Raw genomic sequence first — 14982 nt, forward strand, 5'->3', positions numbered from 1 at the left:
CGATTCTACAAATCCGCCTGGCGCGGCAACTCCGGCGGCCCTTGCAAGTCGAACGGGTTGCCGCCGGCTCCCGCAAACCGGCCGGCCTGCCGCGCCGTCCTCCCGACGATCCTTCGTTCTGACCGATGCCTACGATCCAAAGCTTCCCCGTTTGGCACCTTGTGCATTCGCAGCGCCGCCCTGCCAGCGTGCGGGCTGCCTGCGGAACGACGCGGCGGGAGGCCTGATGCGCCAGCGTGCAGTCTTCAGGCGCTCCGGTCCGCCCCTGCCGTTGGCGCTGCTGTCGCTGGCGCTGCTTCATGCGCACGGCGCCTGGGCGCAGCCGGCCGGCGGCCTCGACGGCCCGCTCACGCTCAAGCGCACGCCGCAGCTCACCGAGACCTTGCCCGAGGCCGTGCGCAGCCAGCTGCCGAGCCTGATCACCGGCGACCGCCTCTCGGGCCGCCAGGACCTCGAAACCGTCGTCGAAGGCAACGCCACGCTGCGGCGCGGCGATCTCGCCATCTCGGCCGACCGGCTCGAGTACTACCAGCCCGACGACCGCGCCAAGGCGCGCGGCAACGTGCGCGTCAACCAGGCCGGCAACGTGTACGAGGGCCCCGAGCTCGAGCTCAAGCTCGAGACCTTCGAGGGCTTCTTCAACAACGTGCGCTACAGCTTCCTCGCGACCGGCGGCCACGGCGACGCGCAGCGCATCGACTTCGTCGACAGCAACGTCTCGGTGGCCCGCACCGCCACCTACACCACCTGCCGCCGCGAGGACTTTCCCGGCTGGATGCCGGCCTGGCTATTGAGCGCGGCCACGCTGACCACCGACACCGAGGAGAACGTCGGCGTCGCGACCGACGCGCGGCTGAGCTTCATGGGCATCAGCACGCCGCCGCTGCCGAGCGTGAGCTTTCCGCTGTCCAACGAGCGCAAGAGCGGGCTGCTGCCGCCCACGATCGGGATCGACAACACCAACGGCATCGAAATCTCGCAGCCGTACTACTGGAACATCGCGCCGAACCGCGACGCCACGTTCACGCCCACGCTCATGAGCAAGCGCGGCCTCAACCTGGGTTCCGAGTTCCGCTACCTCGAGAAGGACTACAGCGGCAGCATCCGGCTCGACCTGATGGGCAGCGACCGCCTGGTGGGCCAGCGCTACAACGAGGCGAGTGCGCTGCAGCAGCAGCAACTCGCCAACGGCGAGATCTCGGCGTCGGACCTGTCGTTCGGCCGCAGGCCCGGCACCAAGCGCTGGGGCATCTGGGCCAACCACCACCAGGATTTCGATGCCCGGGCGCTGGGGCTCGATTCACTGTCGGCCAACATCAACATCAACCGTGTCAGCGACGACGATTACTGGCGCGACTTCACGCGCACGCCGACGCTGGCGCAGCGCCAGCTGCCCAACGAAGCCTCGCTCAACTGGAGCAAGGGCGACTGGAACGGCGGCATCCGGGCGCTGCGCTACCAGACGCTGCAGTACAGCCTGGCGCCGATCGTGCCGTCGTACGACCGGATGCCGCAGATCACGGCCAACTACAACAAGTACGACTGGCACGGTTTCGACGTTGCGCTGAACCTCGACTACACGCGCTTCCGCGTCAACAGCATCCTGGCTGGCCAGCCGGGCTTCGACGTGGTCCAGCAGTCGCAGCCCGACGGCGACCGGGCGCTCGCGGTGGCCACGATCAGCCGGCCGTTCATCACGCCGAGTTCCTTCGTCATTCCGAAGCTGCAGCTGAACACGGCCTCGTACAACTACTACCGGCCGCAGGCCGACGTGCCGCGGCTCACGCTCAACGGGATCCAGTACGTCAACGGCGTCCCGTACAACCCGAACGCGCTGTATTTCTTTCCGACCTCGAGCAACCGCACGGTGCCGACCTTCAGCCTCGATAGCGGGCTGATCTTCGAGCGTGACGCGAGCTACTTCGGGCGTGCCTTCCGCCAGACGCTGGAGCCGCGCGCGTACTACGTCTACACGCCGTTCCGCAACCAGAACATGCTGCCGAACTACGATTCGGCAGAGAACGACTTCAGCTTCGCGACCATCTACACCGAGAACGCGTTCTCGGGCAACGACCGCATCTCCGACACCAACACGCTCACGCTCGGGGTGACCTCGCGCCTGATCGACCCCGACACCGGCGTCGAGGCCGCGCGTTTCGGCGTGGCGCAGCGGCTGCGCTTCAGCGACCAGCGCGTCATCCTGCCGGGCGGCGCACCGGTGACCGACCGTGCGAGCGACCTGCTCGTCGGCGCACAGATCAACTGGACGCCCAAGTGGAGCCTGGACACGGTCGTGCAGTACAACCCCGACACGCAGCGCTCCGAGCGCGCGGCCATCAGCGCGCGCTACAACCCCGGGCCGTACCGCAACCTCAGCGCCGCGTTCCGCTACCAGGCGCCGAACACGTCGAGCACCACGAGCATCCCGCTCTCCACCGACGGCAACAAGTCGATCGACGTCGGCTGGCAATGGCCGATCAACGACCTGTGGGGCGACAAGGGCAAGGACCTCGGCCCCGGCAAGGGCCAGGGCGGTGGCCGCTGGTACGCGGTGGGTCGGCTCAACTACAGCCTGCAGGACAGGAAACTCACCGACGGCGTGCTCGGCCTCGAGTACGACGGCTGCTGCTGGATCGGCCGCGTGGTGCTGCAGCGCATCACCACCGGCCAGGTGACGGCCAACACCCGCATCATGTTCCAGCTCGAATTCGTCGGCTTCTCGAGCATCGGGTCGAGCCCCATGCAGGCCTTGCGGACGAACATCCAGCGCTACCAACCCCTGCGCCAGCCGACCGAAGGGCCGAGCCGCTTCACCAATTACGACTGAGACGAGATTGAGCAACGCCATGAAACACACACGTTCCATCCTGACCCTGGGCTGCCTGCTGGCAATGGCCGCAAGCGCGGGCGCGCAGCAGGGGCTGCGTCCCGGCGGCGGCAGCGGCATCACGGACATCATGCGCGCAGGCCCTCGCCTCGCGCCGCCGGCGCCGCGCACCGCGCCGTCGAGTGCGCCACCGGTGCAGCGCGCGGCCGAATACATCGTCGCACTGGTCAACTCGGAGCCGATCACCAACACCGACGTGCAGTCGCGCGTGACGCGCCTGGTCCGCGAAAACCCCGAGGCCGAGCGCGTGCCCCGCGCCGAGCTCACGCGCCTCGTGCTCGAGCGCCTGATCTCCGAGCGCGCGCAGCTCCAGCTGGCGAAAGAAAGCGGCATCAAGGTGGACGACGTCGCCATCGACCAGGCCGAGCAGACCGTGGCGCGGCAGAACCAGCTCAGCGTCGAGGAGTTGCGCCGCCGTGTGATGGCCGAAGGCCTCTCGCCGCGCCAGTTCCGCGAAGACCTGCGCGACCAGCTGCTGCTCACGCGGCTGCGCGACCGCGAGGTCGAGTCGAAGGTCAAGGTCAGCGACGCCGAAGCCGACGAGTACCTGCGCGACCAGCGCAACGCGCCCAACAAGGACGCGTCGCTGCAGAACATCAACCTCGCCCACCTGCTCGTCGCCGTGCCCGAGAACGCCACCGAAGCCCAGCTGGCCACGCTGCAGCAGAAGGCGCAGGGCCTCGCGCAGCGCGCCCGTTCGGGCGAGGACTTCGCCAAGCTGGTGCAGGAGAACTCCGACTCGCCCGACCGTGCCAATGGCGGCGCCATCGGCATGCGCACCGCCGACCGCTATCCGCCGCTGTTCGTTGAAGCCGTCCAGTCGACGCAGGTCAACGGCATCGCCGGGCCCATCCGTTCGGGCGCGGGCTTCCATGTGCTCAAGGTGCTCGCCAAGGCGCAGATCGGCGCGGCCGATGCCACCGTCACGCAGACGCAGGTGCGTCACATCCTGCTGCTGAACGACCCCAAGCGCACCACCGCCCAGGCCGTGGCGCAGCTGGCCGAGTTCAAGCGCCGGCTGCAGGCCGGCACGGCGGATTTCGCCGGCCTCGCGCGCGACAACTCGCAGGATGCGAGCGCCAAGGAAGGCGGCGATCTCGGCTGGTCGCGGCCCGGGCAGTTCGTGCCCGAGTTCGAGGAAGCCATGGACCGACTCGCGCCCGGCCAGATCAGCGACCCCGTGGTGTCGCGCTTCGGCGTGCACCTGATCCAGGTGGTCGGCCGGCGCGAAGCCAAGCTCACCCAGGAAGAGCAGCGCGAGGCCGCCCGCGCCGTGCTGCGCGAGCAGCGCGTGGAGGAAGCTTCCAACACCTGGATGCAGGAAGTGCGCGCGCGCGCCTACGTCGAGTACCGCGAACCGCCGCAGTCCTGATGGCACGGCACGTCGCCCGCAAGCGGTTCGGTCAGCACTTCCTGTCCGACGGCGGGATCATCGATGCGATCGTCGGCGAGATCGCGCCGCAGCCCGGCGATGCCATGGTCGAGATCGGCCCGGGGCTCGCGGCGCTCACGCAGCCGCTGGTCGAACGGCTCGGCCGCCTCACGGTCATCGAGCTCGACCGCGACCTCGCGAAGCGCCTGCGCGAGCATCCGCAGCTCGACGTCATCGAGTCGGACGTCCTCAAGGTCGACTTCGTCGAGGTGGCGGGCCGGTTCGCCACGCCGCTGCGCGTGGTGGGCAACCTGCCCTACAACATCTCGACGCCGATCCTGTTCCACCTGCTGGGCGTCGCCCACCTCGTGGCCGACCAGCACTTCATGCTGCAGAAGGAAGTGATCGATCGCATGGTGGCCAGGCCCGCCACGGCCGACTACAGCCGCCTGAGCGTGATGCTGCAATGGCGCTACGACATGGCGAACGTGCTGTTCGTGCCGCCCGAGAGCTTCGATCCGCCGCCCCGTGTCGACAGCGCCGTGGTGCGCATGGTGCCGCTCGCGCAGCCGCCGGCCGTCGACGCCGCCCGCCTCGGCGAGATCGTCCAGGTGGCGTTCAGCCAGCGCCGCAAGATCATGCGCCACACGCTCGGCAAGTGGCTCGAGCAGCACGGCTTCAACGGCGAGTTCGACCTCCAGCGCCGCGCCGAGGAAGTCCCGGTGCCCGAATACGTCGCCCTCGCCCAAGCCGTCCCCCCACCCCAATAGGAAAAGCCCGCCGGAGAGGCGGGCTTTCGTTCGGGAAACACCGCGGAACTGGCTTCGCCAGGCCGCAGGTGTTGCCCCCTCGAGGGGGAGGCGGCTACACGAAGTGAGCCGCTTCGGGGGTGGGTCAGGCTGCAGCGAGCCAGTAGCCCGCGTTGAAGGGGCTGCTCATGCGCAACGCCAGCGGCGAGACGTCGACCAGTTTGTCGGTCGGCATTTTTTCGCCTTCGGGTTCTGCAGCGGCCGCATTCGCGGTGTTGCCGTTGTTGATGTCGATGCCATCGAGTGCTGCGCCGTTGGTCGGCTGAGCCTCGTTCGCCCGTTCTGCTTGGCTGGTGGATGCAGAACGGGCTACAGAAAAGAATAGAAGCACCGGAATGGGACTTTCCGGTCTCCCCAGTAGTCGGCGGCATCCCGGAAGATGTCGAGCAGTTGCTCGCGCGCTTCCTTGTCGAACTTGACGTTGGCCGGGATCTGCTCGAGCACGATCACGAAACCGGGCTGCGGGCCCGATTTATGCAACGGATCGGTCATGCAGTCGTACAGCGCGTCGAAGTTCTTGCCGAAGTGCGCCGGAAAGGTGAATTGCTGGGCGATCAGGTCTAGCACGTCCTGCTTGGTCTGGGCATTGCCCAGGTTCGCATACAGGAAATGCTGGCCCGCCGCGTTGGCGGCGTCCTGCAGTTCGTTCACGCGGAAGGCGCGAATCGACTGCACGATGTTCGGTCTCACGGAACGAAGGGGTTGAGTCATCTCCGCTGTTTTTTCCATAGTCATCATCATTTCTTCGCAGCGCCTCGGGGCGCCGCTCATGTCTTTGTCATCGCTCATGGCGCGATTCGCCTGAAACTCGCATAGTGGTCCGCCGTGTACCAGCAGGCCTCGGGGGCTGTTTTCTGCGCGCCGCCGCAGACGATGCGCCGCGCACCGCGGTCGCGCGAGCCCGGCGTTGCCACCGTGTACTCGCGGTAATGACCGCGCCGCGCCGGCGGCAAGAGTCGCTCGCGGTTGCCGAATACCGTGCCGTCCTTGTCGTATCGGAAGGGGCCGCCGTTCAGAATGGCCTCATAGGTTCGCCGGCCCTGTGCCGGCAATTCGGACAAGGCGATGGTTTCCTGGGCAGACTTTCCGGTGCTGAACCATTCGCGGGCCCCCGCCCCCGTCGCCAACGCCGCCAGCATCAAGCCGGTGAGCGCAAACTTAGTGACTGAGGACGTGATCGAGGCGTAAGCCGCCATGGGGCACCACAAGAAAAGAGCGGGGATTCCGAACCGCGGTCAACCTTGGGGTTAACCCGCAAATTCAAGCCCGCGAGTGTGCACCACGCTGGCGAAAATAGCAAGCGACTGCTCAAAGTTTGAGCAGTGCAATGGGATGGTGCGTGGCGCCTCAAGTGGGCGGCCACTTCCCTCCATTCGCCTATCGTTCCGCGTTGGCGTCGGCCACTGTCAAGGCCGTCATGTTCACGATGCGCCGAACAGTCGCGCTGGCCGTGAGAATGTGCACAGGTTTGGCTGCGCCGAGCAGCACCGGCCCGATCGCGATGTTGCCGCCGGCCGCTGTCTTGAGCAGGTTGTAAGAAATATTGGCTGCGTCGATGTTCGGAAAAACCAGCAGGTTGGCATCGCCCGCGAGCGCGCTGTGCGGCATGACGACCGCGCGCTGCTTGCTGTCGAGCGCCACGTCGCCGTGCATCTCGCCGTCCACCTCGAGCCAGGGCGCCTGCACGCGCAGCAGGTCGAGCGTGCGGCGCATCTTCACCGCGCTGGGCTCGTTGCTGGTGCCGAAGTTCGAATGCGACAGCAGCGCCGCCTTGGGCTTGAGGCCGAAACGCATCATCTCCTCCGCCGCCATCGTGGTGATCTCGGCCAGTTCCTCGGGCGAGGGGTCGTAGTTGACGTGGGTGTCGACCAGGAACACCTGGCGGTCGGGCAGCAGCAGGCCGTTCATGCAGGCGTAGACCGGCACGTCCTGGGGCGTGCTGGCGCAGCCGCCGGGGCGCTTGCCGATCACCTGGTCGATGTAGTGCAGGTGGATCAGCGTGGTGCCCCAGGTGCCGCAGATCATGCCGTCGACCTCGTCCTTGTGCAGCAGCATCGCGCCGATCAGCGTGAGGCGGCGGCGCATCTCGATCTTGGCGGTCTGCACCGTCTGGCCCTTGCGCTCGGTCATGCGGTGGTAGGTCTGCCAGAAGTCGCGGTAGCGGTGGTCCTGCTCGACGTTGACGATGTCGTAGTCGAGCTCTTCCTTCAGGCGCAGGCCGAACTTCTCGATGCGCTGCGCGATGATGGCCGGGCGGCCGATCAGCGTGGGCCGCGCAATGCCTTCGTCGACCACGATCTGCGCGGCGCGCAGCACGCGCTCTTCCTCGCCCTCACAGTAGGCGACGCGCTTCTTGGCCGCGCGCTTGGCGGCGTCGAAGATCGGCTTCATCGTGGTGCCCGAGGCATAGACGAAGCTCTGCAGCCGGTCGCGGTACGCGTCCATGTCCTTGATCGGACGCGAGGCCACGCCGCTCTCCTCGGCGGCCTTGGCCACCGCCGGCGCGATCTTCATCATCAGGCGCGGATCGAAGGGCTTCGGGATCAGGTACTCGGGGCCGAAGGTCAGCTTTTCGCCGACGTAGGCGGCCGCCACGCGCTCGCTCTGCTCGGCCTGGGCAAGTTCGGCGATCGCATGCACCGCAGCGATCTCCATCTCGTCGGTGATCGTGGTCGCGCCCGAGTCGAGCGCGCCGCGGAAGATGTACGGGAAGCACAGGACGTTGTTGACCTGATTCGGGTAGTCGGTGCGGCCGGTAGCCATGATCACGTCGGGACGCACCGCATGGGCCTCTTCGGGCGAGATCTCCGGGTTCGGGTTGGCGAGCGCGAAGATCACCGGACGCGGCGCCATGCGCGCCACCATTGCGGACTTGAGCACGCCGCCGGCCGACAGGCCCAGGAACACGTCGGCGCCCTCGATCACCTCGGCCAGCGTGCGCGCCGAAGTCTTCTGCATGTACACGCGCTTGTCGTCGTCCATGAGCTCGGTGCGGCCTTCGTAGACCACGCCGGCCAGGTCGGTCACGAAGATGTTCTCGCGCTTCAAGCCCACCTTGAGCAGCAGGTTCAGGCAGGCCAGCGCCGCGGCGCCTGCGCCCGAGGTCACGAGCTTGACGTCGCTGATGTCCTTGCCCGCGACCTTGAGGCCGTTGAGCATGGCCGCGGCCACCGTGATCGCGGTGCCGTGCTGGTCGTCGTGGAACACCGGGATCTTCATGCGCTTGCGCAGCTCGCGCTCGATGTAGAAGCAGTCGGGTGCCTTGATGTCCTCGAGGTTGATGGCGCCGAAGGTCGGCTCCAGTGCCGCGATGACCTCGACGAGCTTCACCGGGTCCTTCTCGTCGATCTCGATGTCGAACACGTCCACGCCGGCGAACTTCTTGAACAGCACGCCCTTGCCTTCCATCACCGGCTTGGAGGCCAGCGGGCCGATGTCGCCGAGGCCGAGCACCGCGGTGCCATTGGTGATCACCGCCACCAGGTTGCCCCGCGCCGTGTACTTGAAGGCATTGGCCGGGTCCTTGACGATCTCCTCGCAGGGTGCGGCCACGCCGGGCGAATAGGCCAGCGACAGGTCGCGCTGGTTGACCATTTGCTTGGTGGCGGCGATGGCAATCTTGCCCGGCACCGGAAACTCGTGGTACTCGAGGGCAGCGCGCCGCAACTGCGCGCGCTTGTCTTCGGGCGTGGGGGTCGAGGGGGTCGAATCGGACATGGGCCGTTGCTCCTAGCAGCGCTTCTTCTGGGGGCGCCGATTGTAGACCTGGGCCTGTGGCGGCAGGCCGCGAGGCTGCGGGTGACGCCATTCTGTTAACACGCTGTGGCAATATGCGCGGTCTGGGGAAAAACACACGAGGAGCGACCATGGCCCTGATGGATTTCATCAAGAAGCAGTTCATCGACATCATCCAGTGGACCGAGTCGGGCGACGGCACGCTCTCCTGGCGCTTCCCGATGGCGGAGATGGAAATTCAGCATGGCGCCTCGCTCACCGTGCGCGAGTCGCAGGTCGCGGTGTTCGTCAACGAAGGCCAGGTGGCCGACGTGTTCGGCCCCGGCATGTACAAGCTCACGACACAGACCCTGCCGGTGCTCACGTACCTGAAGAACTGGGACAAGCTGTTCGAGTCCCCGTTCAAGAGCGACGTCTACTTCTTCAGCACGCGCCAGCAGGTCGACCAGAAATGGGGCACGCCCCAGCCGATCACGATCCGCGACAAAGACTTCGGCGCCGTGCGCCTGCGCGCCTTCGGCAACTACAGCTTCCGCATCGGCGATGCCAAGCGTTTCCACACCGAGATCTCCGGCACGCGCGAGATCTACAGCGTCTCGGACCTGGACGGCCAATTGCGCGGGCTGGTGCTGCAGAACATCAGCAATGCCATTGCCGCGAGCGGCGTTCCCTTTCTCGACCTGGCGGCCAACCAGATCCAGTTTGCGCAGGCGCTCGCCGCGCAGCTCGTGCCCGAGTTCGAGAAGATCGGCATCAAGCTCGAGAACATCACGGTGCAGAACGTCTCGCTGCCCGAAGAGCTGCAGAAGGTGCTCGACCAGAAGATCGGCATGGGCATGGTCGGCAACGACATGGGCAAGTTCATGCAGTACCAGACGGCGCAGGCCATCCCGAAGTTCGCCGAGGGTTCGGGCAACGGCGGCGGCGGCATCGCGGGCGACGCCATGGGGCTCGGCGCCGGCGTGGCGCTCGGCCAGGTGCTGGCGCAGAACCTCGCGCAGGGCCTGAGCCCGAATGCGGCGGCGCAGGCGGCCGCCACGCAGCAGCAGCCGGCCGTGGCGGTGGTGAGCCCGAACGACGTCATGACCACGCTCGAGAAGCTCGGCGAGCTCAAGACCAAGGGCATCCTGACGCAGGAAGAGTTCGACGCCAAGAAGGCCGAACTGCTGAAAAAGCTGGTTTAAACACCGGCGATGGCTGAGCAACCAGGCGCCCAGCGCGCCTACCGTGCGCCCTGCCCCGGCTGCGGCGCGCCGGTCGAATTCAGGTCCGCGCAATCGACGCATGCGGTGTGCCCGTATTGCCAGAGCACCGTCGTGCGCCAGGGCGAGACGCTCGCGCGCATCGGCAAGATGGCGGAGCTGTTCGACGACTTCAGCCCGCTGCAGTTGTTGGCCGCCGGACGCATCAACGATCAGCCGTTCACCCTTGTCGGGCGGCTGCAGTACGGCCATGCCGGCGCACGCTGGACCGAATGGATCGCGGCGCTGGAGGACGGCCGCAGCGGCATCCTCAGCGAAGACAACGGTGCCTACGTCTTCTCGCTGCCCTACGACTTGCAGCGCACCGCGCCGCCCCCCGTCGACCTGCGCGTGGGCGCGACCAGCGCCTTCAATGGCCAGAGCTTCACCGTGTCGTCGAACGAGCAGGTCGCGCTGCTGTCGGCCCAGGGCGAACTGTCGCACTTGCCCGAACTCGGCCGCGCGTTCCCGATGGTCGAGCTGCGCAGCGAGAACGGGCTGGTGCTCGGCATCGACTACGGCACGCATCCGCCCACGGCCCATCTCGGGCGTTCGGTGCAGCTCGAAGACCTGCAGCTCACGGGCCTGCGCGACGAATCCGCCAAGGACGAGAAGGGCCGCGCGTTCAACTGCCCGAACTGCGGGGCGCCGATCACCGTCAACCTGGCTGACAGCAAGAGCATCACCTGCCGCTCGTGCAACAGCATCGTCGACCTCACGCACGGCATTGGCGGCGAACTGCGGCATGCGGCGCAGGACGAGCCGGTCCGTCCGCTGATTCCGCTCGGCAGCATTGGCCAGCTGCAGGGCGTGCAATGGCAGGTGGTGGGTTTTCAGCACCGCATGGGCGTGGAGCCCGGCGACGACGAGCACTTCGGCTGGAACGAATACCTGCTCTACAACCAGAAGCGCGGCTTCAGCTTCCTGGTCGACGCCGAGGACGGCTGGAGCATGGTCAAGCCGACCACCGGCGCGCCGCGGATGGCCGAGAACGGCAGCAGCGCCACCTACCTCGGCAAGCGCTACCCGCAGCAGTACGCCTACAACGCCGAGACCACCTACGTGGCGGGCGAGTTCTATTGGCAGGTCGAGCGCGGGCAGAAGACGTTCAACCGCGACTTCGCCGACGGCCGCTCGCTGCTGTCGATGGAGCGCTCGGCCAACGAACTCACATGGTCGTCGGGCAACAGGCTCGACAGCGGCGCGGTCTCGGCCGCCTTCAAGCTCGACGACAAGAAGGACATGTTCACGCGCAGCGACGCGCTGCCGGTCAGCGCTGCGTCGGGCATGGGCTGCGGCACCATCATCCTGATCATCGTCGTGCTCTTCATCGTGCTGATCGTGCTGAGCACCTGCAGCGGCCGCAGCAGCGGTTCGTCGACCGGCGGCTACCGCGGATCGGGCGGCTCTTACGGCGGCTACTCGAGCGGCGGCGGCCACAAATGAGCAACAACCCCACACCAACTACGACTGGAGGTCCCCATGGGATTTGAATGGCTGAAACCGGGCGTGGTCCTCGGATCGCTCGTCTATGCGCTGATCGGCGTGCTGATCTTCTGGCTGTGCTTTCTCATCATCGACAAGCTCACGCCCTACGACCTCTGGAACGAGATCGTCGAGAAGCAGAACGTCGCGCTCGGGCTGGTGGTGGCGGCGATGAGCCTGGGCATCAGCATCATCGTGGCGGCCGCCATCCATTGACGGTCGCGCAGTCCGGCCCGAAGGGCCCGCAGCCGGTCGAGATCGCGCTGCTCGCCAGCGTCTTCGTCGTGGCCGCCTGCGGACTCGTCTACGAGCTCACCGCGGCCGCGCTGAGCTCGTACCTGCTCGGCGACTCGGTGCTGCAGTTCAGCACCATCATCGGCACCTACCTGTTCGCGATGGGTGTGGGCTCGTGGCTGTCGCGCTACTTCGAACGCCAGCTGCCGGCGCACTTCCTGCGCATCGAGCTGCTGGTGGCGCTGATCGGCGGCGCGCTGCCCGCCGTGCTGTTCCTGGCCAACGCCTACGTGCCCGGCGCCTTCCGGCTGCTGCTGTACGGGCTCGTGATGGTGGTTGGCACGCTGGTCGGGCTCGAGATCCCGCTCGTGATGCGCATCCTCAAGCGCAACGTGGTGCTCAAGAACCTCGTGTCGCAGGTGCTGACCTTCGACTACCTCGGCGCGCTCGCCGTGTCGGTGGCCTTTCCGCTCGTGCTCGTGCCGCAGCTCGGCATGATCCGCACCGGGCTGCTGTTCGGCATCTTGAATGCGGCGGTCGCCCTGTGGGCGCTCTGGCTGTTTCGCCACGAGATGCGGCGGGTCGGCGCGCACTTCGTCGCGTGCCTGCTCTCGCTGGCCGCGCTGGTGGCGGGCTTTGCAGGCGCCGACCACATCACCACGCTGGCCGAAGACCGGTTCTACCAGGAGCCGATCGTCTTCAGCGCCAGTTCGCCCTACCAGCGCATCGTGGTCACGGGCGGGCCGCTCGGCCACCGCCTGTTCCTCAACGGCAACCTGCAGTTCGCGGAGCGCGACGAGTACCGCTACCACGAGGCGCTGGTGCACCCAGCGATGGCCGCCCACGGCGCGCCGAAGAAGGTCGCGGTGCTCGGCGGCGGCGACGGCATGGCGGTGCGCGAGGTGCTCAGGTACCCGTCGGTCGAATCGGTCACGCTGGTCGAGCTCGACCCGAACATGACGAAGCTCTTCACCGGGCACGAGACGCTGGCCGCGCTCAACGGCCATGCGCTGTCGTCGCCGAAGGTGAAGGTCGTCAACACCGATGCGTTCCAGTGGCTGCAGCAGCAAGGCGGGGCGGACGACACCTATGACGTGATCGTGGTCGACTTTCCCGACCCCACCAACTTCGCGATCGGCAAGCTCTACACCGGCAGCTTCTACGCGCTGCTCGACCGGCGGCTCGCGGCGAGCGGCTACGCGGTGGTGCAGACCACGTCGCCGCTGGTGGCGCGCAAGAGCTACTGGACCGTGGCGACCACCATCGAATCGGTCGGCCTGCGCGCCGCGCCGTACCACGCGCATGTGCCGAGCTTCGGCGAGTGGGGCTTCATCATCGCGAGCCGCCGTCCTTACCGGCTGCCCGACGCGCTGCCTTTGGGCCTGCGCTTTCTCTCGCCCGCCACGCTGCCCCTGATGTTCGACTTCCCGGTCGACATGGCGCGCGTGCCGGCCGAGGTGAACCGGCTGTCCAACCAGGTCTTGGTCACCACCTACGAGCGCGAGTGGGGCAAGGTGATGGGGCACGAGTGAACAGAGGCCCTGGCATGCAGCGACGCGAATTCCTCGGCGTGGCGGCGGGCGCGGCCGGGGCCTTGGCGCTGGCCGGCTGCGAACCGGCGCCTTCGGCCATCGAGGGCGGGTTCGTCGGCAGCGATGTGGCGCGCGGCCATGCACTGCGCGACGGCGCGCTGAACGGCCGGCCGGTCGCGGCCACGCGCAAGGTGCGCGTGGTGATCGCCGGCGGCGGCGTGGCGGGCCTCGCGGCGGCGCGCGCGCTGCGCCTTGCGGGCATCGAGGATTTCGCCCTGCTCGAACTCGAGGACGCAGCGGGCGGCAACGCGCGCGGCGGCATGCTCGGTGGCGTGCCCTGCCCGCTCGGCGCGCACTACCTGCCGGTGCCCGGCGACGATGCGCACGAGGTGCAGGACCTGCTCGAGGAGCTCGGCCTGCGCCGGCGCGAGGCGGGCCGCTGGGTCTACGACGAGCGCACCCTCTGCCACAGTCCGCAGGAGCGTCTGTTCTTCCAGGGCGAATGGCAGGAGGGCCTGCTGCCCGTGCAGGGCGTCGGCGCGGACACGCATGCGCAGTACCGCCGCTTCGCCCGCCGCATCGGCGAACTGCAGCGCGCCGCGCGCTTCGCCATTCCCACGCTGCGCGCAGCGCTCACGCCCGCGCTGCTCGCGCTCGACGCCCTGCCCTTCTCGCGCTGGCTCGACGGCGAAGGCTTCGGCGATGCGCACTTGCGCTGGTACCTCGACTACTGCTGCCGCGACGACTACGGCGCCGGCATCGACCATGTGTCGGCCTGGGCCGGCATCCACTACTTCGCGAGCCGGCACGGCTTCCATGCGCCCGGCGAGAGCGATGCGGATGCGTCGGAGCGCGAAGGCATCCTCACCTGGCCCGAAGGCAACGGCTGGCTCACCCAACAGCTCGCCGCGCCGCTCGGCGAGCGGCTGCGCACCGGCCAGGTGGTCGCGCGCATCGCGCAGCTGCGCGGCGGCGTCGAGGTCGATGCGTGGGACGCCGCATCGCAGTCGCTGGTGCGCTGGCAGGCCGAGCGCTGCATCGTTGCACTGCCGGTGTTCATCGCCGCGCGCGTGGTCGAGAACGCGCCGCGCGTGCTCGCCGACGCCGCGGCCCACATCGGCCATGCGCCCTGGCTCGTGGCCAACGTGCACCTGCGCGCGCCGCTCGCCGACCGCCCCGGTGCACCGCCGAGCTGGGACAACGTCGTCTATGGCACGCGCGGCCTCGGTTACGTCGATGCGCGCCACCAGTCGCTCGACCCGACGCCGCGCGGCACGGTGCTGAGCTGGTACCGGCCGCTCGGCCCGAGCCGCCACGACGAGGGCGCGGATGGCCGGCGCCTGCTGCTCGAACGGCCGTGGACCGGTTGGCGCGACGAGCTGCTCGCGGAGTTGTCGGTGCCGCATCCCGACCTGGCCGCGCTCGCCACACGCATGGGGATCGTGCGCTACGGCCATGCCATGGCCGTGCCGGTACCGGGCCTGCTCGCGCGGCTCGGCGCGGCCGACGGCGATGCCGCGCACCGCGGCCACATCACCACGGGCCGCCTCTCATTCGCGCACGCGGACTGGTCGGGCTATTCGATCTTCGAAGAAGCGTTCACGCGCGGGCACCTGGCGGGGGCGGCGGTGGCATGACGCTGCCGGCCCGTGTCACTGCGCCGTCACGGCGCGGCGGCATCGTCTCG

12 protein-coding genes are annotated in these 14982 nt (G+C 67.9%); 8 read left to right on the top strand and 4 right to left on the bottom strand.

Annotation, left to right across the window (positions count from 1 at the left end):
* Nucleotides 1-226 precede the first annotated feature (226 nt).
* The 3 genes from AC3A6G_RS18430 to rsmA are packed head-to-tail and all read left to right on the top strand — an operon-like array spanning nucleotide 227 to nucleotide 5029.
* The gene (locus AC3A6G_RS18430) at nucleotides 227-2827 is read left to right on the top strand and encodes an LPS-assembly protein LptD (protein ID WP_487860781.1); all 2601 of its coding nucleotides are present in this window, start codon (nucleotides 227-229) and stop codon (nucleotides 2825-2827) included.
* A 19-nt stretch (nucleotides 2828-2846) separates the two neighbouring features.
* The gene (locus tag AC3A6G_RS18435; protein WP_487860782.1) at nucleotides 2847-4259 is read left to right on the top strand and encodes a peptidylprolyl isomerase; all 1413 of its coding nucleotides are present in this window, start codon (nucleotides 2847-2849) and stop codon (nucleotides 4257-4259) included.
* Nucleotides 4259-5029: a 16S rRNA (adenine(1518)-N(6)/adenine(1519)-N(6))-dimethyltransferase RsmA gene (gene rsmA, locus AC3A6G_RS18440; RefSeq protein ID WP_487864503.1), complete on the top strand. Its 771-nt coding sequence runs from the start codon at nucleotides 4259-4261 to the stop codon at nucleotides 5027-5029. The genes AC3A6G_RS18435 and rsmA overlap by 1 nt, the downstream gene beginning before the upstream one ends.
* Nucleotides 5030-5153: 124 nt before the next feature.
* Here rsmA and AC3A6G_RS18445 read toward each other — a convergent pair whose 3' ends face one another.
* The 4 genes from AC3A6G_RS18445 to AC3A6G_RS18460 form a co-directional block, all read right to left on the bottom strand.
* Nucleotides 5154-5399, bottom strand: coding sequence for a hypothetical protein (locus AC3A6G_RS18445; protein WP_487864504.1), 246 nt, complete (start codon nucleotides 5397-5399; stop codon nucleotides 5154-5156).
* A complete protein-coding gene (locus AC3A6G_RS18450; RefSeq protein WP_487874396.1) occupies nucleotides 5378-5803 on the bottom strand; it encodes a barstar family protein in 426 nt (141 codons plus the stop codon). Before AC3A6G_RS18450 ends, AC3A6G_RS18445 begins: the two co-directional genes overlap by 22 nt.
* A 50-nt stretch (nucleotides 5804-5853) precedes the next feature.
* Entirely contained in the window at nucleotides 5854-6264 is a 411-nt protein-coding gene (locus tag AC3A6G_RS18455; protein WP_487860785.1) for a guanyl-specific ribonuclease, read from the bottom strand.
* A gap of 181 nt (nucleotides 6265-6445) precedes the next feature.
* The gene (locus tag AC3A6G_RS18460; RefSeq protein ID WP_487860786.1) at nucleotides 6446-8785 is read right to left on the bottom strand and encodes an NADP-dependent malic enzyme; all 2340 of its coding nucleotides are present in this window, start codon (nucleotides 8783-8785) and stop codon (nucleotides 6446-6448) included.
* A gap of 149 nt (nucleotides 8786-8934) precedes the next feature.
* Between AC3A6G_RS18460 and AC3A6G_RS18465 the strand changes: the two genes are divergently transcribed.
* From AC3A6G_RS18465 to AC3A6G_RS18485, 5 genes are read left to right on the top strand one after another with little or no spacing between them, the layout of a single operon-like run.
* Nucleotides 8935-9987, top strand: coding sequence for an SPFH domain-containing protein (locus AC3A6G_RS18465; RefSeq protein ID WP_487860787.1), 1053 nt, complete (start codon nucleotides 8935-8937; stop codon nucleotides 9985-9987).
* 9 nt (nucleotides 9988-9996) lie between these two features.
* Nucleotides 9997-11490: a DUF4178 domain-containing protein gene (locus AC3A6G_RS18470; RefSeq protein ID WP_487860788.1), complete on the top strand. Its 1494-nt coding sequence runs from the start codon at nucleotides 9997-9999 to the stop codon at nucleotides 11488-11490.
* A 36-nt stretch (nucleotides 11491-11526) separates the two neighbouring features.
* Nucleotides 11527-11745 (top strand): DUF350 domain-containing protein, encoded by a 219-nt coding sequence (locus tag AC3A6G_RS18475; RefSeq protein WP_487860789.1) that lies wholly within the window; start codon nucleotides 11527-11529, stop codon nucleotides 11743-11745.
* Nucleotides 11742-13295: a polyamine aminopropyltransferase gene (locus AC3A6G_RS18480; RefSeq protein WP_487864507.1), complete on the top strand. Its 1554-nt coding sequence runs from the start codon at nucleotides 11742-11744 to the stop codon at nucleotides 13293-13295. Before AC3A6G_RS18475 ends, AC3A6G_RS18480 begins: the two co-directional genes overlap by 4 nt.
* Nucleotides 13296-13309: 14 nt before the next feature.
* Nucleotides 13310-14932, top strand: coding sequence for an FAD-dependent oxidoreductase (locus AC3A6G_RS18485; protein ID WP_487874272.1), 1623 nt, complete (start codon nucleotides 13310-13312; stop codon nucleotides 14930-14932).
* The last annotated feature ends 50 nt before the right edge of the window (nucleotides 14933-14982 follow it).

Source organism: Variovorax sp. Soil_C_26 (assembly GCF_057657075.1).